This is a genomic window from Amycolatopsis sp. NPDC051903 (assembly GCF_044452505.1).
Lineage (GTDB): Bacteria > Actinomycetota > Actinomycetes > Mycobacteriales > Pseudonocardiaceae > Amycolatopsis.
The window spans coordinates 687,805-705,346 of sequence record NZ_JBITBT010000002.1 but is presented as its reverse complement, the minus strand read 5'-3'; the positions used below and the strand labels follow the sequence as shown (position 1 = coordinate 705,346).

Below are 17,542 nucleotides of genomic sequence, written 5' to 3'. Positions count from 1 at the left end.
GCGCCGACGGCGTCCCCGGCTCGTGAGCCGGTGCGGAACTCCCGAGGTCAGCCAGGTCCTTCGCCCGCGGCCGCGAGGAGGGGCACCACCAGTTCGCTGATCGGCGTCGGGATGCCGTGCGCGCGGCCGCGCCGCAGCACGACCCCGTTGCGGGTGTCCCATTCGAGCGGCCGGCCGGCTTCACGGTCGGCGAGGATGGAGGTGCCCATGTCGGCGGGGTAGGCCTGGAAGCTGTCGACGATCTCGCGCGGCACGTCGTCGCTCAGCGCCGCGCCCTCGGCCCTGGCGACCGCCAGGCACTCCCGGAGGTAGGCCAGGGACAGCTCGGCGATGTCGGCCCGGGTGAACATGCCGGAGCGGCGGCCCGTGAGGACCATCAGCCCGGCGACCGCGTTCTGCAGCAGTTTGCGCCACGCGACGGACGTGAAGTCAGCGGCCACGTCGATCGGGCACCGGGTGCCGCGCAGCGCCTCGAGCACCACGCCCGACGCCGGTGTGTCCGGCAGGGTGAGGCGCGCTTCGCCGCGCAGCCACACCGAACCGTCGGGTTGCGCCTGGGCGGGGATCCACACGACCGACGGGATGACGCGGGTGCCGGAGACGTGCGACGCGACCATCGCTTCCTGCTCGACGCCGTTCTGAAGCACACAGACAACGGTGTCCGCACCGCACAAGGCTTTCAGCCACGGGGCCGCCGCCTCGAGCTGCGTCGCCTTGACGGCGAGGAGCACGAGATCGACCACGCCGCCGGCCTGCGCCGGGTCGACCCGCACCGGCCCCGGCACGACGACGGGCCCTTCGTCCGTGTGCAGCTCGAGGTGGTCACGCGCGGTGCGGCCACAGAGCCGCGGTGCCCGGCCGGCCTCGTGCAGCGCCGCCGCCACGGTCGTGCCGATCGCCCCCGGACCCACGACCGCGACGGTTGGTTTCCCCGACATCATCAGCTCCCTCGAGTTGTCCCGGACGCCGTGCGGAACCGCCACGCCGTCGCCTTCGAACCACCGGAAACGGTTTAGCAAACGCCCCGGCCCGGGTTGACAGCCCGTCCGGGTCGATCATGCTGGACGCACCTCCGGAAGCCGCACCGGGTGTTGTGCACAGTCTCGACGACCGGACTGTGCACATCGCACCGTGACCTGCGCCACCCGGGCCACCTACGGTGCGGGGAACCGTTTCCCCCCATCCGGATTAGGAGGTCGGCGTGGCCTCAGCAGTCGGTGTCGACGACTACGCCCTGACGAGAGTGCCGGCGAGCGCCCGGTACTCGTGGTGGTCCGTCGCGGTCCAGCGGTTCGGCCAGGTGTCCGCCCTGTCGCAGTTCCTGCTCGGAGCCACGGTCGGCTTCGGCATGGGGTTCTGGCCGGCGGTGCTGGCCTTCACCCTCGGCTCGGTGATCCTCGAGCTCATCACGATCCTCGTGGGCGTCATCGGCGTCCGCGAAGGGCTGTCCACGTCCATGATCGCGCGCTGGACGGGCTTCGGCCGCGGCGGGTCGGCGCTCATCGGGCTGGCCATCGGGATCAGTCTCATCGGCTGGTTCGGCATCCAGTCGGCCGTGTCCGCCCAGGGACTCGTCTCGCTGATCGGCGGGCTGCCCGAATGGGCGTGGGCGCTGGTGTTCGGCCTGCTCGTCACCGCGATCGTGGTGCGCGGGTTCCACTCCATGGCCTGGACGGCCTACGTCACCGTCCCGGCGTTCCTCGTCCTCGTCGGCTGGTCGGTCATCTCCGAGCTGACCCGCCACGACGTCGGCGCGCTCGCTTCCTCCGCCCCGCCCGGGCCGGCGATGAGCCTGCTGCAGGGGACGACGCTCGTGGCCGGCGGCTTCATCGTCGGCGCCGTGATCACCCCGGACATGACGCGCTTCAACCGCACCACCGGCGACGTCGTGAAGCAGACGCTCGTCGGCATCACACTCGGCGAGTACGTGATCGGCCTGGCGGGTGTGCTGCTCGCGCACGCCGTCGGCAGCGCCGAGATCACCACGATCGTCACGTCGTCCGTCGGCTGGGTCGGGCTGCTCATCGTCATCGCCGGCACGATGAAGATCAACGACTGGAACCTGTACTCCTCCGGGCTCGGCGTCGTGAACTTCATCGGCACGGTCTCGAAGCGGCGCGCCCACCGCGGCCTCGTCACGGCCGTGCTCGGCCTCGTCGGCAGCGTGCTCGCCGCGGCCGGGATCCTCGGGAAGTTCACCGATTTCCTCACCGTGCTGGGCGTCGCGTTCCCGCCGATCGCCGGGATCATGGTCGCCGAGTACTTCGTGGTCAAGACGTGGCGCGGGCAGCTCGACGCCGCCCGCGCCCGCGGCACCGTGCCCGAGGACGCGCCGGTGTGGGTGCCGGCCACGATCGTCGTCTGGATCGCGGCGGCGTTGTTCGGCGAGTTCGTCGAATGGGGCCTGCCGAGCATCAACTCGCTCGTCGTGGCCTTCGTCCTCTACGTGCTCGCGGGCAAACTCGGCCTGGTGCGCGGCATCGGCAGCAGCCCGACCGCCGACGCCGAGCCGGTCCGCAGCACCCAATCCGCCTAGCGGCAAGCAAAGGAGAACATTTCGTGCGCATCGGCATCGACGTCGGCGGCACCAACACGGACGCCGTCCTGCTCGACGGCAGGCAGGTGCTCGCTTCCGTCAAGACCAGCACGACCGCCGACGTCACGTCCGGCATCGTCGCCGCGATCGCGGACCTGCAACGGCAGCGCGCGTTCGACCCGGCGGCGGTCCAGGCGGTGATGATCGGAACCACGCACTTCATCAACGCCCTCGTGGAGGCCCACCGCCTCGCGCCGACCGCGGCCGTGCGGCTGAGCCTGCCGGCCGGGGCGTCGCTGCCGCCGATGGTCGACTGGCCGCAGCGGCTCGTCGACGCCGTGTCCGGGCGCAGCTACCTCGTGCACGGCGGGCACGAGTTCGACGGCCGCCACATCGCGGAGCTCGACGAGAGCGAGCTGCGCAAAGCGGCCGAGGACATGGGGGAGGCCGGGGTGCGCAGCGTCGCGATCACCTCGGTCTTCTCCCCGGTCAACGCCGAGTTCGAGGCCCGCGCCGCGGAGATCATCGGAGCGCAGCTGCCCGAGGTCGCGATCTCGCTGTCGCACGAGATCGGCCGGATCGGGTTGCTGGAGCGGGAGAACGCGACCGTGATCAACGCGGCGCTGCGCGAGCTGGCCGCCCACATCGTCGACGGGCTGGCCGCGTCGGTCACCGGCGCGGGCATCACCGCGCCGCTGTACCTGAGCCAGAACGACGGCACCCTGATGGACGTCGACTTCGCCCGCCGCTACCCGGTGGCGACCTTCGCGTCCGGGCCGACCAACTCGATGCGCGGCGCCGCCGTGCTGTCCGGTTTGGACACCTGCGCGGTCGTCGACGTCGGCGGCACGACGAGCGACGTCGGCGTGCTGCGCCAAGGGTTCCCGCGCGAGGCGACCACCGACGTGAGCGTCGCCGGGATCCGCACCAACTTCCGCATGCCCGACGTGCTGTCCATCGGCATCGGCGGCGGCAGCCGGGTGTGCGGCGGCGCCGGCGACGTGACGGTCGGGCCCGATTCGGTCGGTTACGAGCTCACCTCGAAGGCCCTGGTCTTCGGCGGTGACACCCTGACCGCCACCGACATCGCCGTCGCCGCCGGTCGCGCCGAGATCGGTGATCCGAGCCTCGTCAAGCACCTGGACAAGAGCCTCGTGCGGGCCGCGCTCGACCGGATCGCCGCCGACGTGTCCGATGTGGTCGAACGCATGCGCACCTCGGCCGAGCCGCTGCCGGTGGTGGCCGTCGGCGGCGGGTCGATCCTGCTGCCCTCCGAGCTGACCGACGCCGGCGTGGTCCACCGGCCCGAGAACCACGCGGTGGCCAACGCGATCGGCGCGGCCATCGCGCAGATCGGCGGCGAGGTCGACCGCGTGTACGCGATCGAACCGGGGCGGCGCGAAGCCGTCGTCGAGGAGGCCAAGCAGGAGGCCGTCGACCGGGCCGTGGCCGCGGGGGCCTCACCCGCCTCGGTCGGCATCGTCGACTTCGACGAGGTCCCGATCCCGTACCTGCCCGGCAACGCCACGCGCATCCGCGTGAAGGCCGTCGGCGACCTGCAGCTGGGGGCGTGATGCGCGAGATCACCGAACGCGACCTGTCCGACGTCGCCCGCGGCGCCGCGATCCTCGGCACCGGCGGCGGGGGAGACCCGTACATCGGGCGCTTGCTGGCGCTGGCCGCCGTGCGCGAACACGGTCCGGTGCCGCTCGTACCGCTGAGCGAGGTGCCCGACGACGCGGTGGTGCTGCCCGTCGCGATGATGGGCGCCCCGACCGTGATGGTCGAGAAGCTGCCCTCGGCCGAGCAGGTCGGGCTCGCGGCCCGCACGCTCGCCGGGTACCTGGGCAAGGAGCTCACGCACATCGCGTGCGCCGAGGCCGGCGGGGTCAACTCGCTGATCCCCGTGGTCGCGGCCGCGCAGCTGGGCCTGCCGCTCGTCGACGCCGACGGGATGGGCCGCGCCTTCCCCGAACTGCAGATGGTGCTGCCCACCCTCTACGGCATCCGGGCGACCCCGATGTCCATCGCGGACGAGAAGGGCAACCGCGGCGTACTGGACACAGTGGACAACCACTGGGCCGAACGCCTCGCCCGCTCGGCCACGATCGACATGGGCTGTTCCGCGATGATCAGCAACTACGCCATGTCCGGGCCGCAGGCGCGCGAGTCGCTCGTGCCCGGCACGCTGAGCCTGTGCGCCGAACTGGGCGCGCTGGTGCGCACGGCCCGCGCGGAGCACGCCGACCCCGTCGCCGCCGTCGTCGCGCGGCTCGGCGGCCGCCGGCTGTTCACGGGGAAGGTGGTCGACGTCGAGCGCCGCACCATGACCGGCTTCGCGCGCGGGGAGGCGCGATTGTCCGGAATGGACGGCGACGCCGGGGCGGAACTCGTGCTGCGGTTCCAGAACGAGCACCTGGTGGCCGAGCGCGACGGGGTCGTGCGCGCGTCGGTCCCGGATCTGCTCTGCACGCTCGAGCGCGAGTCGGGTGAGGCCGTGACGACGGAGGGCCTGCGCTACGGCCAGCGGGTCGCGGTGATCGCCGCGCCCTCGGACCCGCGCTGGCACAGCCCGGAAGGCCTGGCGCTGGCCGGGCCCCGCTACTTCGGCTACGACATCGACCCGATCGGGGTGGCCGGGTGAGCTGGACCCTGACCGAGGACGACCTGCCCGACCTCGCGCGCGGCGCCGCCGTGCTCGGCACCGGCGGCGGGGGCGACCCGTACGTCGGCCGGCTGCTGGTGCGCGAAGCGATCCGGGCGCACGGCCCGATCACGGTGCTCGGCCCGGCCGAGGTGGCCGACGACGCGCTCGTGATCCCGACCGCGCAGATGGGCGCGCCGACCGTCGTCCACGAGAAGCTGCCCAGCGGCGGGGAACCCGTGCTGGCGCTGCGGACGCTGGAGCAGCACCTCGGCCGGCGGGCCGACGCGACGATGCCGATCGAGTGCGGCGGCATCAACTCGATGATCCCGCTGCTCGTCGGCGCCCGGCTCGGGCTGCCGGTGGTCGACGCCGACGGCATGGGCCGCGCGTTCCCGGAACTGCAGATGGAGACCTTCGGCGTCTACGGCGTGCCCGGTTCGCCGATGGCGATCGGCGGCGAACGCGGCGAGACCACCGTGATCGACACCGGCGCGGACAACAAGAGGATGGAGTGGCTCGCGCGCGGGATCACCATCCGCCTCGGCGGGGTGGCGCACATCGCCGAGTACGCGATGAGCGGCGCGGACGTCAAGCGCACGGCGGTGCCCAGCACGCTGTCGCTCGCGCTGACCGTGGGCCGGACGATCCGCGCGGCGCGCGAAGCCAACGAGGACCCGGTGGACCGGCTCGCCGCGGCGCTGCTGTCGACGCCGTACCAGCACCTGCGGGTGCTCTTCCGCGGCAAGGTGTCCGATGTGGAGCGACGGACCGAAGCCGGGTTCGCGCGCGGGCGCGCGGCGGCCGTCTCGTTCGACGGTGAGCTCAAGCTCGAGCTGCTGTTCCAGAACGAGAACCTGCTGGCCACTGTGGACGACGAAGTGCTGGCGGTGGTGCCGGACCTCATCTGCGTGCTCGAAGCGGCCACGGCCGAGCCGATCACCACGGAGACACTGCGCTACGGCCAGCGCGTCACCGTCGTCGGCATCTCGACGCCGGCGCTGATGCGGACCCCGGAGGCACTGGCCACGTTCGGGCCGCGGGCGTTCGGGCTGGCCCACGAGTTCGTCCCGGTCGAGGAGCGTGTGCGAGCGACGTGACCGCGGTTGCACGCCACCCCGACGGTGGCGACGCGCTGCCCTGGGCTCGTCTACTGTGGTCTTCCATGCGCATCACAGCCGGTGACGTGCCCGCCCTCGAACGCGGCGTCGCCCTGCTCGGCTCCGGCGGGGGCGGCGACACGGTCACCGCCGCGGTGCTGCTGCGCCGGCTGCTGGAAACCGGCGTCGAACCGGTCGTGCGCGCCGTCGGGGAGCTGCCGCCGGCCTCGCGGGTGGTGCCGGTCGGGGTCGTCGGCGCGACGGCCGCGTTCACCGAGAAGGTGCCCGGTGGTGACGAGTTCGCGTCGGCGGTCGGCGCGGTCGAGCGCTGGACGGGGGAGCGGGCCGACGCGGTGATGTCCATCGAGATCGGTGGCCTCAACGGGCTGGTGCCGCTCGTGGTGGCGGGGGAACTCGGCCTGTCGTACGTCGACGCGGACCTGTCCGGTCGGGGTCTGCCGCGGCTCGACCAGCTCGCCGTCGCCGCGACCGGCCGCGGGATCGCGCCCGCCGCGCTGGCCGAACCCGGCGGTCAGGTCGTGGTGCTCGCCGCCGGGACGGACCAGGAGATCGAACGCGGGGCGCGGGCGTTCGTCGCCACGTCCGGCGGCTGGGCGGCGCTCGCGCTGGCCCCGATCCCGGCGGGCGAGCTGGCGGCGTGCTCGGTGCTCGGCACGACGTCGGCCGCCCTCGCACTCGGGCGACGGGCGCTGGCGGCGGGGGAGAGCCCGGCGCGCGACCGGCTGGCGGCCGCGGTCGACGGCGCGGTACTGGCGCGCGGGCGCGTACTGGAAGTGGCCCGGCACGTGGGACCGGGCCGGCACGGCAGCCCGGGCTTCGGCCGCGGCAGCGTCACGCTCGCCGACCACCCGGGCGGCGAGCTGCTGCGGCTGGAGATGGAGAACGAATACCTGCTGGCGCTGCGCGACGGCCTCCCGGTGGCGTCCACTCCGGACGTGCTCGCGGTCGTCGACCACCGCACCGGTGTCCCCCTGCCTTGCGACGCGATCCGCGTGGGTCTCGAGGTCGACGTCGTCCGGCTGGCCGCGGCGCGCTTCTGGACCGATCCGCAGCGGCTGCCGGTGCTGCAGCCGCGCGCGTACGGCATCGACTGCGATCCGGTGCTCACGTGCTGACCCTGCGCCGGGTGCTCACCCTCCCGTCGTGGTCCGGCGCGGTCCGGGTACTGGCCGGGTCCGCTGGGCTGGACCGTCCACTGGAGACGGTGCGCGCCGCGGTGGACACCGCGCACACCCCGGCGGCCGGCGAGCTGGTCGTGGTCGTGCGGCCGGTCGCGGGCACGGACTGGCAGATCGACGCGCTGCTGCGGCGCTGCGCGGACGCCGGTTCGGTCGGTGTGGTGCTGTCCGGCACCGAGCCGGCGGCGGCGTCGCGGCGGCTGGCCGACCGGCTCGCCGTCCCGCTGCTGCTCACCGGCGCCCCGCCACTCGACCTGCTCGTCGACGCCCGGTTGCTGCTCGCCGCGCCCGGGCTCGACCGCGCGGAACTGGTACTGGCCACGCACCGCGCCCTCGGTGAACGGGTGCGCACCCCGGAGGAGGTCGTGGCGGTTCTGCGGCGCCTGCTGCGGGCGCCGGTGGCCGTGCTGGACGACCGCGGGGAACCGCTGGCGGGCGAACTGGCCGAGGCCGGGCGGATCCGGCTCGGTGAACCCGTGCCCCAGCGCGTGGACCTGACCGGCGGCGTGCTGCTGGCCCACCCGGCGGCGACCGTCTGGGTCGCAGCCGCGCTGCCGGCCGCGGACGCCGCTCGGGCGGACATCGTGCCCCCCGCGCTCGCCGTTGCGGCCGAGGCCGTGCACCGCTGGCTGCTGGGCAACCGGCTCGAACTGGAACGCGACGCCCGCTCGCGCACCGCGTTGCTGGGTGACCTGCTGCGCCTGGACGGCGAACCGGGCGCGGACCTGCGCCGCCGCGCCGCCGACGCGGGCTGGCGCCTCGGCGGCTGGCACGTGGGCCTTTACGTCGGCGTTCCGACGGCGGTGGATACGGTGGCGCGCACCCAGGAAGTCGTCCGTGCGCTGCGGGCCGAGGACGTCTCCGCCGTCGTCGTCGAACACGGCGACGGCTGGACCGGCTGGGTCACCTTCGACCAGGAACCGACCGCCGAACGCGTCCGCGCTCTCGCGACGCACCTCCAGACCGCGCAGCGGACGCTGCGCCGCACCCTCGGCGCGCACCTGGGCGTCGGCCGCCCGCACCCCCGGCCCGAGGGCCTCGCCACGACCGTCGCCGAAGCCACCGACGCCGCGCGCCTCGCCGCCACCCGCCCGGAAACCGGTCACTTCCTCCACGTCGACCAGCTGGGCATGGCGCAGCTGCTCCTCGAGTGGACCCGCACCGACACCTTCGAACCCGCGGCCCGCGCGCTCGTCGCGCCGTTGCGCGACGCCCCCGGTGATCTGCTGCGGACACTCGCCGCGTACCTCGACGCGGAGTCGTCCCTCGCCGAGACGGCGGCGGTGCTGGGTGTGCACCGCAACACCGTGGCCGCGCGGGTGGCGCGGATCGAATCGCTGCTGGGGGTGGACCTCTCGCGGCCGGACGAACGGCTGGCGCTCCAGCTCGCTTCGCGGGCGGTGATCCTGTCCGATCCTCCGCCTTCGTGAGGTGAAGGTGGCGAGCGTGGCCCGCGAATTCTTTTTCGCGAGGGTGTCGGATGGCGCGTAGTGCCTTCGTAGCCAGGGTGGGAGACGGTCGTTCCCGGTCCGTCTCCGCACACCCGATTCGACTGCGCGAGGAGACCATCATGACCGCCACCTACACCTTCGACGTCTTCACCAGCCTCGACGGCTTCGGCTCCCACACCGGTGACTGGGGCGGCTACTGGGGCAAGCAGGGCCCGGAACTGCTCCAGCGCCGCCTCGCCTCGTACGACCACCCGCAGCGGATGGTCTTCGGGGCCACCACGTACCGGTCGTTCGCGGAGCTGCTCGCCCCGGGCAGCGAGTTTTCCGAGGCCCTCGACCCGTGGGTCGCGCGGATGCGGAACCTGCCGGCCACGGTCGTGTCGAGCACCCTGCGCGAGCCGCTCGACTGGCCCGACGCGACCGTCGTGAGCGGCGACGCCGTCGAGCTCGTCAAGCGGCTCAAGGAGGAGTCCGCCGTGCCGTTGCGCTCGCACGGCAGCCTGTCGCTCAACCACGCGCTGATGGCCGCCGGCCTCGTCGACCGCGTCCAGGTGACGGTTTTCCCGGTGATCACCGGGAAAACCGGCGCGGGCCCGGTCTTCCGGGGTGCGGCCGACTTCGACCTCGAGCTGCTCGAGAGCCGGACGCTCGACGGGCACACGCAGGAGCTCGTCTACCGGCCCGCGCTGCGCGGCTGAGGCGGGCGCGCTCCCGGGACCGGTGTGTCCGAAGTGGACCGGCCGGACGGCGGGAAGGCGCCGTCCGGCCGGAGGACTCAGCCGGAGAAGTGGATGTACCGGAAGTCGCGGGTGCTGATGTCGTGCACGAGGTAGTGGCCGTCGCCCGCCCAGTTGTAGTCCTCGACGGTCGCGGTGGAGCCGTGGACGGAGTCGACGACGGCGACGTGGCCGTAGCGGCCCGCGTCGGTCTGGGCGATGGCGCCCGGGGCCGGCGTGTTGTCGACGCGGTAGCCGTGTTCGCGCGCGTTGTCGTCCCAGTACTTGGCGTCGCCGTAGTTGTTGGCGCTGGCGCCGTGGCGCGAGATGGTGAAGGCGGCCCACGAGACGCACTCGCGGTTGTACATGTTCCAGTCGTCGACGACCGAGTCCTGGGGGATGTTGCGCCACTTCGCGGGGTAGTTGTCGCCGATGACGTTGACCCGCGCCGACGGCGCGAGCGTGCCCAGCTGCGCGGCCATGGACAGCGGGGCGGCCGTCGCGGCGGGTGCGCCGACCGCGGTCAGGGCCGCCGCGGCGGCCAGGGTGGTCAGGGTGGTCAGGATCCGGGGGAGACGGCGCATGGCAGTGCCTTTCCGGGTGCACGGGTGGGGTGGGGAGGACGTGGCGGACGGTAACCAGCCCTCGACCCTGCGTGCCAGGCTCAAGTGGACACCCGGTGAACACCGCGGTGGATCCGCAGGTCGGCGGGTCGTGTTCACAGAATTGGCGACGCCGGGGCAGCGTCACCACGTCCAGCACGCGCCCCGGATCCCCGGCCGCACGTCGCGCGTCGCGAACGTGACGGCGTGCGTCATCCCCGTTCGCAGGGGCGCACCGGTGCGGCGGGGTCCGTCGGGGCCCCGCCGTTCGAACGACCGCACCTGCCGCGGCAGCCGCAGGCCGAACTGGACCTGGCACACGTACTCGGGCACGGGTCGCGTGAAGCGCCGGCCGTACTCGCGGGCCGGCGTGCCCGGCGGCAGCACGATCTCGTACTCGACGGCCGTGACCTCCCCGGCGGCGAGCACGCGGTCCAGCAGCAGCTCCCCGGCCGTCATGCCGGTCTCCCGATCCACGCGCACCCGTCCGACGCGCGCGAAGCGCACGCCCTGGTAACGCGGGTCGGCGGGCAGCGGCCCATCGGCCTGGTGGTAGGTCATCATGCGGTCGACGCCGTCCATCCTGGCTTCCGCGACGAGCCGCACCCGCAGCGCGCGCTCGGCGCCCTCGTCGTCGATCGCGACGCGGTCGTGCACGGACCAGAACGCGAGCTGCCCGTCCGGCGGCGGTTTGAGCTCCGCGGTCAGCGGCCGCAGATCCGGCCACAGCCGCCGCCGCTCCACGCGGTCCGGCGGGTGCCCGAGCCACCGCCCGCGCGGTGCTTTCGGGCCGAGCAGCGACGTCAGCGAGCCGGGGGAGAGCGCCAGCACGGCTTCGAGCTGCGTCACGGCGACCAGTGACGTCTCGCGCTCCGGGCGGGACCGGCCGCGGCGCCAGTAGGACAGCGCCGAGCGCGACAGCGTCACGCCGCGCGCGGCGAGGTGGTGCCGGAGCCGGTCGAGGGACAGCCCGGAATCTTCGATCGCGGCGTCCAGCGTGACCGCGAACGAACCGGGGTGCTGCGCAGACACGCGACCAGCATGATCACGAGAAGCGGGCTGCGGAACCCGCCGAAAGTCCTGTGACCGGCACCGGCCGAACTGGTCTCAACCTTTGCGGGGCCTCACCCGTCCGATCGGGAGGAAGAGCCACCGAAGAGCTGGGGAAGTGCGTGCCGCAGGGCGAAGACCGCGGCGGGGAACCGCTGCGCGCGTCGTGGAAACCGTTGCCGGAGCGGGAACTCGTCAGGGGGAAGGGGCTCCTGCGCGCCTACGGCCCGCGGGTGTCCGCGGTGCCGGTGCTGCTCGTGCTCACCGTGCTCGTGGTGGTGAACACCGCGACGACACCGGCACCCTCCACCGCCGCGCAACCGCCGCCCCGCGAGGTTCCGGCGGCCGCGCAGGAGGCGCCGGCCGAACCCGGCGTCGCGGAGAACCCGGCGAAGCCCGTCGACGTCACCGCCGCGACCGCCGAGCTCCCCGCCGGCGGGCCGTTCACGCAGACCGGGCAGGGCCAGTGGCACGTCGTGCCGGGCTCGGGCCCGAAGATCGGCACCGGCCGGCTCCACCGCTACACCGTCGAAGTCGAGAACGGCATCGACCCCGCCGCCTACGCCGGCGACGACAGCTTCGCCACCGCCGTGCAAGGCTTCCTGTCCGACGCGAAGAGCTGGACCGCCGACGGGAAGATCGCCCTGCAGCGTGTCGACAGCAGCGTCCCGGACCCCGACTTCCGCGTCAGCCTGACGACACCCGACACCACCCACCGCGCCGACGCCTGCGGCTTCTCCATCAAACACGAAGCGTCGTGCTACCGCCGCAGCATGCACCGCGTGCTGATCAACCTGTCGCGCTGGGTGCGCGGCGCGAAGGCGTACGGGGCGAACCTGACCGCCTATCGCGAGTACGCGATCAACCACGAGGTCGGCCACGCGCTGGGCCACTCCCACGTCGGCTGCGCCGGCACCGGTGAGCCCGCGCCCGTGATGATGCAGCAGACCTTCGGCGTCGCCGACGACTACGTCGCCGGCCTCAACAACGTGCCCGGCGGGGACCAGGGCGCAATCCCGGTGGATCACCGCGTGTGCGTCACGAACCCGTGGCCCTTCCCCCAGGGCCACTGAACCGTATAACGGTCTATACGGCGTGGGTCAGTACGGTGCCGTGGTGCACGCGGCCGGGCCGATCTCGTGCCACTTCCCGCCCTCGAGCGCGAAGAAGCGCAGGCAGACGAGCTCGCCCTTCGTCACCTGCTGGCCGACGTGGACGATCTGCGCCGCGGTGGTCCCGGACGACGACGGTCCGCGGTGCCAGCCGCGGCCGAAGACCTCGAAGTAGCCGTACTTCGCCTTGATCGGCTGCTGCCGCAGCGCGACGACCTGGTTGACGTACAGCCCGTCGCCGTCGGTGCTGTTGCAGAAGTTCGCCGTGCAGGCCTCCTCGGACTTCGCCGACGCCGGGCCGGCGAACGCGGTCGCGGCCAGTGCGGCGAGCGCGCCGGCCGCGGCGATCCTCTTCGCGGTGTTCATGGTCCCTCCGGAAGTCGCGCCCACGTCCGGAGTGACGTGGGGCCATCGGCGGGGACCTCGCGTCAGCATTCCACGAATGTTGCACTTCGAGTCAAAGTGTCACACCCTCGGGTGATCACGGCAGCAGAGCGATCTCCACCTTCCCGAGCCGGTCCGGGTCGGCGATGACCTCGTACGCCGTGACGCGCCCGGCCACCACGGTCACCTTCAGCGCGCCCGCCAGGCGGCCGGCGGGGGCCAGCACGAGCCCGACCGCACCGTCGACCAGGGCGAGTTCGGCCAGCGCGGCGCGCCGCGCGAAGACGCGCGTCCCGCGGGCCACCGCGTCGGCGCCGCGCAGGACGGCGGCAGCGCCCGGGGGCAGGGCGGCCGCGTCGGCGTGGCGGACGACGTCCGGAGCGAGCAGCGACAGCAGCGCGGCGAGGTCGCCGCCGCGGGCCGCGACGAGGAACGCTTCCACGACCTGGCGATCGCGCGCCAGTTCAGGTGCGGGCAGCGCCGGCGTGCCGCGCATCCGCAGGCGCGCGCGGCTGGCCAGCTTCTTCGTCGTCGCCGGCGTGCGGTCGAGGATCGGGCCGATGGCCCCGAACGGCACCGCGAACAAGTCGTGCAGCACGAACGCCACGCGTTCGGCGGGCTCCAGCGTCGCCAGGACCACCAGCAGCGCCCGGCCCACCTCGTCGGCCAGTTCGACGTCGTCCTCCGGGCCGGCGACGCCGCGGTCGGGCACGTGCTCGGTCGGTGTTTCGCGGCGGGCGCGCAGCAGGTCGAGGCAGATCCGCGAGACGACCGTGGTCAGCCAGGCCGCGAGGTTGTCCGGCTCGGGCGCGGCCGCCAGCCGCAGCCAGGATTCCTGCACGGCGTCCTCGGCTTCGGCCGCGGAGCCGAGCATCCGGCGCGCGAGCGCGCGCAGCCGGGGCCGTTCCGCTTCGAACCGGGCGGCGAGGGTCTCGGGCATCGGGTCACCTTTCCTCTTCCTCGTGCGTCGGGTGGGTGAGCGGAGCCGACCGGAGGAGAGGAACCGGATGACCGACATGCTAGCGCCCCTGCTGCGCATCGATTCGAGCGCCGACGGCGAGGAGTCCGTGACGCGGCGGCTGACCTCGCTGTTCGCGAAGCACTGGCCCGGCGAGGTGCGCCACCGCGACCTCGCCGCCGACCCCGTGCCGCCGATCCGCGAGGCCTACGCGCGCCTCGGCCGTCGCGTCGAACGCCGGGGGAGCGTGCCGCTGCCCGAGATCGCGGCGCTGGCTGCCGACGACGCCGAGCGTCACGAGTGGGCGCTGACCCTTCCGTTCGTCACGGAGGTGCGCGAGGCCGGCACGGTGCTGCTGGGGGTGCCGATGTACAACTTCTCCGTGCCCGCCTCGTTGAAGGTGTGGATCGACCGGCTGACCTTCCCCGGGGTGTTCGCGGATGCCTTGCGCGACACCAGGTTCGTGGTGGTCTGCGCTCGCGGCGGCGCCTACGGGCCCGGCGCCCCGCGCGAGGGCTGCGACTTCCAGGAGCCCTACCTGCGCACGTACCTGACCAACCTCGGCGTCGCGCCGGAGCACCTGACGTTCGTGATCGCCGAGCTCACCCGCGTCGCCGACATCCCGGTGCTCGCGGGGCTGGAGCACCTCGCCGAGGAGTCGTACGCCGCCGCCGAACGCCGCGTCCTGGAGCTGGTCGCGTGAAAACGGGCCGCCCGCGGGGAAAGTCCCGCGGGCGGCCCGTTTTCAGCGCGTCAGGTCAGATCCGAACACGTCAGCGCGTCCGGATCTAACGCTGCGCCGGGCGACCACCGCACGTTCGCGAACGAAGCCGAGAACGGGCCGTCGGTGTAGACCAGGAACGGCGTGTTGATGTTCTCGAAGTCCAGCCCGTTCGCGAAGCACGACAGCGGGATCTTCACCGTCGACTTCTGGCCCGCGGGCAGGTCCGTGAACAGCTTGGTGGCGTTGACCTCCGAGAAGCACGGGTAGACGCAGTGCATGCTCACCACCGTGCGGTTCACCGGCGGCGAATTCACGATCACGTCGAATTCGAGCGCACCGTCGGCGTTGAGGTACCCGCGCAGGTCGCTGGTCTGCGGGCTCTGCAGGTACAGCTGCGCCGCACCCGTGCCGGTCCACGTCGTCTTGAGGCCGTCGGCCTGCACGTTGACGTCGGCCGGGGTCACCGAGATCTCGGGGTGCTCCGCGGTCCCGTCGGGGCCGATCTCCGTGCCGCCCCAGTTCGAGGCCGAGCCGAGGTAGCTCTTGTAGGGCGCGACGTCGGTGCGGTCGAAGATCGGCAGGTCTTCCGTCGCGGTACCGCCACCCCCGGTCGACCCACACGTCGTGGGGCCTTCGGTCTCGTCCAGCTTGCCGATGGTGGCGCGCTGGCCGGTCTTGAGGCCGTAGCCGAGCTTGAACAGCGGGTCGTAGTCCGGGCTCCACGGGTTGAGCGGCGTCTGGCACGCGCTGCGCGGCCAGGAGTACGACAGCTTGCCCTGGTAACCCGTGCCGTCCTTGCCCTTGACCATCATGTCCGCGACGCCGCCGCCCTCGGTGCCGGGCAGCCAGGCCGCGACGAACGCGTCGGAGCGGTTGATCTCCTTGTTCAGGTACAGCGGCCGGCCGCCGACGTACACGGTCACGACGGGCACGCCCTTGCCGCTGACCTTGTCCAGCACGGCGAGGTCCTCGGGGTAGAGCTTCGCGGCCTCCAGCGACTTGCGCTGCAGGTCACCCACGCCCTCGGCGTACGGCGTCTCGCCGATCACCGCGATCACCGCGTCGTAGCCGGCCGGGTCGACGTCGCCGGTGGCGTCGAAGGTCACGTTGGCGTCGCCGAGGTCTTCCTTGAGCCCGCCCAGGATCGAGGTGGCGTTGGGGAAGTCGGCGTTGGTGTTGCCCGTGCCCTGCCACGACAGCGTCCAGCCGCCGGTCTGGTTCTGGATGCTGTCGGCGGTCTTGCCGACGACCAGCACCTTCGACTTGGGCTTGAGCGGCAGCACGTTCCCGTTGTTCTTCAACAGGGTCTGCGATTCGCGCACGGCGTCGCGGGCGAGCCACTTGTCCGTGAGCGCCTCGTCGGAGTTCGCGTACGAGCGGTCCGACGGCTTCTGCTCGTCGAGGATCCCGGCGCGCAGCTTCACGCGCAGGATGCGGGTGACGGCGTCGTCGATGCGCGTCATCGGGATCTGGCCGTCGCGGACCTGCGCGACGGTGTTGGTGATGAAGGCCTTCCAGTCGTTGGGGACCATCACGAGGTCGATGCCGGCGTTGATCGCCTGCGGGCAGCTCGAGTTGGTGCAGCCGGTGACCTGGCCGATGCCGTTCCAGTCGGACACGACGAGACCGTCGAAGCCCATCTTGCCCTTGAGGATCTGGTTCAGCGCCTTGTCGCTGCCGTGAATCTTGCCCTCGTTGATGCCGAGGTCGGCGTTGGTCCAGCTGTTGAACGACGCCATCACGGTCTGGGTGCCGGCGGCGAGCGCGCCGTAGTAGCCCTGGCCGTGGATGTTGATCATATCCGCTTCGGACGAGGGGTTCACACCCTGGTCCTGGCCCTTGATCGTGCCGCCGTCACCGATGTAGTGCTTGGCGGTGGCGATCACGCCGTTGTAGTCGATGCGCTTGGTGGCGCCGTCCTGCAGGCCGTTGATGGCTTCGTAGCCGTACGCGCGAGTGATGCGCGGGTCCTCGGAGAAGCCTTCGTACGTGCGGCCCCAGCGGTCGTCCTGCACGACGGCCAGCGTCGGCGCGAACGCCCAGTCCTGGCCGGTGGCGCGGATCTGGCGCGCGGTGGCGTTCTCGACGTTGCGCACCAGGCACGGGTCGTGGGCGGCGCCGAGCGCGATGTTCTGCGGGAAGACGGTGGCGCCGTAGACGTTGTTGTTTCCGTGCACGGCGTCGATGCCCCAGATCACCGGGATCTTCGTGCGGCTGGTCTTCGACGCGCTCCAGTAGCCGTCGGCGAGGTTCAGCCAGTCCTGCTGCGTGGCGTGCTTGTTGCCGCCGGGCCAGGAGCCGCCGCCGTTGAGCACGGAGCCGATCGCGTACTGCTTGACCTCCGCGGGCGTGATCGCGTTGATCTCGGCCTGGGTCATCTGCCCGACCTTCTCCTCCAGCGTCATGCCGGAGAGGATCTGCGCGATGCGGGCTTCGTCCTTCGGGTTCTTCTTCAGCTTGCTGTCGACCTTCGGCCAGTCCGAAAGCGTCGGCAGGGAGTCTTCGATGCGCGCGCAGCCGTTCTTGTCGAGCGCGGGCTGCCCGATCTCGGGCTGGGTCGCGGCCGGGGTGTCCGCGACGGCGGGAGCGGGCGCCGCGTGCGCGACGCCGCCCAGGAGGGTGAGGCTCGCTAGCGCGGCGAACGTGGTTCTGCGGGCCCGGGACCACCCGGGGGATCTTCTGGCCATCGACAGTCCGTTCTGCGGAGGGCGGCGGGAAGGGCCCAGAAGGGCCCTGGCGATCCTCACCGGACAAACAGGATGGCGTCAATAGGTTCAGACCCTACGGAAGTCTGTTAATTCTCGACTCGAATTAAGGTCTGATCGAGGAATGCTCACGGCTGGACCAGACCAGTGCGCAGGGGCAGGGTTCCGTGTCCGCGCAGGCAGGGTTCGCCGCGGGGCTCAGCGGATCGCGCCGGTGGGCAGTAGCGCGTGCACGCCCCACGTCTCGTTCGCGATCTGCGTGACGCGCAGGTCGACTACGGGGCTCGCGAGCGCCAGCGCCGTCGGGCGGTCGAGGTCGTAGAGCGACTGCAGCCACGTGAGCATCGCGCCGAGCGCGTCC

16 protein-coding genes are annotated in these 17,542 nt (G+C 72.5%); 9 read left to right on the top strand and 7 right to left on the bottom strand.

Annotated elements, in window-relative coordinates:
• Positions 1 to 47: 47 nt before the first annotated feature.
• A complete protein-coding gene (locus ACIA77_RS07500) occupies positions 48 to 938 on the bottom strand; it encodes an oxidoreductase (protein WP_395884950.1) in 891 nt (296 codons plus the stop codon).
• A gap of 263 nt (positions 939 to 1,201) precedes the next feature.
• Here ACIA77_RS07500 and ACIA77_RS07495 point away from each other — a divergent pair, with 263 nt between their 5' ends.
• From ACIA77_RS07495 to ACIA77_RS07465, 7 genes are all read left to right on the top strand, one after another.
• Positions 1,202 to 2,536, top strand: a complete 1,335-nt coding sequence (locus ACIA77_RS07495; protein WP_395884949.1) for a purine-cytosine permease family protein — start codon at positions 1,202 to 1,204, stop codon at positions 2,534 to 2,536.
• A 23-nt stretch (positions 2,537 to 2,559) separates the two neighbouring features.
• On the top strand, positions 2,560 to 4,110 hold the full coding sequence (locus ACIA77_RS07490) for a hydantoinase/oxoprolinase N-terminal domain-containing protein (RefSeq protein ID WP_395884948.1): 1,551 nt from the start codon (positions 2,560 to 2,562) through the stop codon (positions 4,108 to 4,110).
• The gene (locus ACIA77_RS07485; protein WP_395884947.1) at positions 4,110 to 5,180 is read left to right on the top strand and encodes a DUF917 domain-containing protein; all 1,071 of its coding nucleotides are present in this window, start codon (positions 4,110 to 4,112) and stop codon (positions 5,178 to 5,180) included. Before ACIA77_RS07490 ends, ACIA77_RS07485 begins: the two co-directional genes overlap by 1 nt.
• Positions 5,177 to 6,280: a DUF917 domain-containing protein gene (locus ACIA77_RS07480; protein WP_395884946.1), complete on the top strand. Its 1,104-nt coding sequence runs from the start codon at positions 5,177 to 5,179 to the stop codon at positions 6,278 to 6,280. Before ACIA77_RS07485 ends, ACIA77_RS07480 begins: the two co-directional genes overlap by 4 nt.
• Before the next feature lie 65 nt (positions 6,281 to 6,345).
• The gene (locus ACIA77_RS07475) at positions 6,346 to 7,416 is read left to right on the top strand and encodes a DUF917 domain-containing protein (RefSeq protein WP_395884945.1); all 1,071 of its coding nucleotides are present in this window, start codon (positions 6,346 to 6,348) and stop codon (positions 7,414 to 7,416) included.
• Positions 7,410 to 8,909 (top strand): helix-turn-helix domain-containing protein, encoded by a 1,500-nt coding sequence (locus tag ACIA77_RS07470; protein WP_395884944.1) that lies wholly within the window; start codon positions 7,410 to 7,412, stop codon positions 8,907 to 8,909. The genes ACIA77_RS07475 and ACIA77_RS07470 overlap by 7 nt, the downstream gene beginning before the upstream one ends.
• A gap of 140 nt (positions 8,910 to 9,049) precedes the next feature.
• The gene (locus ACIA77_RS07465; RefSeq protein ID WP_395884943.1) at positions 9,050 to 9,628 is read left to right on the top strand and encodes a dihydrofolate reductase family protein; all 579 of its coding nucleotides are present in this window, start codon (positions 9,050 to 9,052) and stop codon (positions 9,626 to 9,628) included.
• 77 nt (positions 9,629 to 9,705) lie between these two features.
• Here ACIA77_RS07465 and ACIA77_RS07460 read toward each other — a convergent pair whose 3' ends face one another.
• Together ACIA77_RS07460 and ACIA77_RS07455 are read right to left on the bottom strand one after the other, a co-directional pair.
• A complete protein-coding gene (locus ACIA77_RS07460) occupies positions 9,706 to 10,230 on the bottom strand; it encodes a CHAP domain-containing protein (RefSeq protein WP_395884942.1) in 525 nt (174 codons plus the stop codon).
• Positions 10,231 to 10,392: 162 nt separating this feature from the next.
• Entirely contained in the window at positions 10,393 to 11,280 is an 888-nt protein-coding gene (locus ACIA77_RS07455) for an XRE family transcriptional regulator (RefSeq protein ID WP_395884941.1), read from the bottom strand.
• A gap of 140 nt (positions 11,281 to 11,420) precedes the next feature.
• On the opposite strand from ACIA77_RS07455, the gene ACIA77_RS07450 reads away from it, so the two are divergent.
• Complete coding sequence (locus ACIA77_RS07450; protein ID WP_395884940.1) at positions 11,421 to 12,371, top strand: DUF3152 domain-containing protein; 951 nt, start codon at positions 11,421 to 11,423, stop codon at positions 12,369 to 12,371.
• 27 nt (positions 12,372 to 12,398) lie between these two features.
• Here ACIA77_RS07450 and ACIA77_RS07445 read toward each other — a convergent pair whose 3' ends face one another.
• Together ACIA77_RS07445 and ACIA77_RS07440 are read right to left on the bottom strand one after the other, a co-directional pair.
• On the bottom strand, positions 12,399 to 12,776 hold the full coding sequence (locus ACIA77_RS07445) for a hypothetical protein (protein ID WP_395884939.1): 378 nt from the start codon (positions 12,774 to 12,776) through the stop codon (positions 12,399 to 12,401).
• Positions 12,777 to 12,891: 115 nt separating this feature from the next.
• Positions 12,892 to 13,734, bottom strand: coding sequence for a sigma-70 family RNA polymerase sigma factor (locus ACIA77_RS07440; protein ID WP_395884938.1), 843 nt, complete (start codon positions 13,732 to 13,734; stop codon positions 12,892 to 12,894).
• Between the two features lie 67 nt (positions 13,735 to 13,801).
• On the opposite strand from ACIA77_RS07440, the gene ACIA77_RS07435 reads away from it, so the two are divergent.
• Positions 13,802 to 14,455 carry an FMN-dependent NADH-azoreductase gene (locus tag ACIA77_RS07435; protein ID WP_395884937.1) on the top strand — a complete coding sequence of 218 codons (654 nt, stop codon included), beginning with the start codon at positions 13,802 to 13,804 and terminating at the stop codon, positions 14,453 to 14,455.
• Positions 14,456 to 14,505: 50 nt separating this feature from the next.
• Here the strand turns inward: ACIA77_RS07435 and ACIA77_RS07430 are convergent, their stop codons facing one another.
• Together ACIA77_RS07430 and ACIA77_RS07425 are read right to left on the bottom strand one after the other, a co-directional pair.
• Positions 14,506 to 17,163, bottom strand: a complete 2,658-nt coding sequence (locus ACIA77_RS07430) for a glycoside hydrolase family 3 protein (protein ID WP_395884936.1) — start codon at positions 17,161 to 17,163, stop codon at positions 14,506 to 14,508.
• A 216-nt stretch (positions 17,164 to 17,379) separates the two neighbouring features.
• A complete protein-coding gene (locus ACIA77_RS07425) occupies positions 17,380 to 17,526 on the bottom strand; it encodes a hypothetical protein (protein ID WP_395884935.1) in 147 nt (48 codons plus the stop codon).
• Positions 17,527 to 17,542 lie beyond the last annotated feature (16 nt).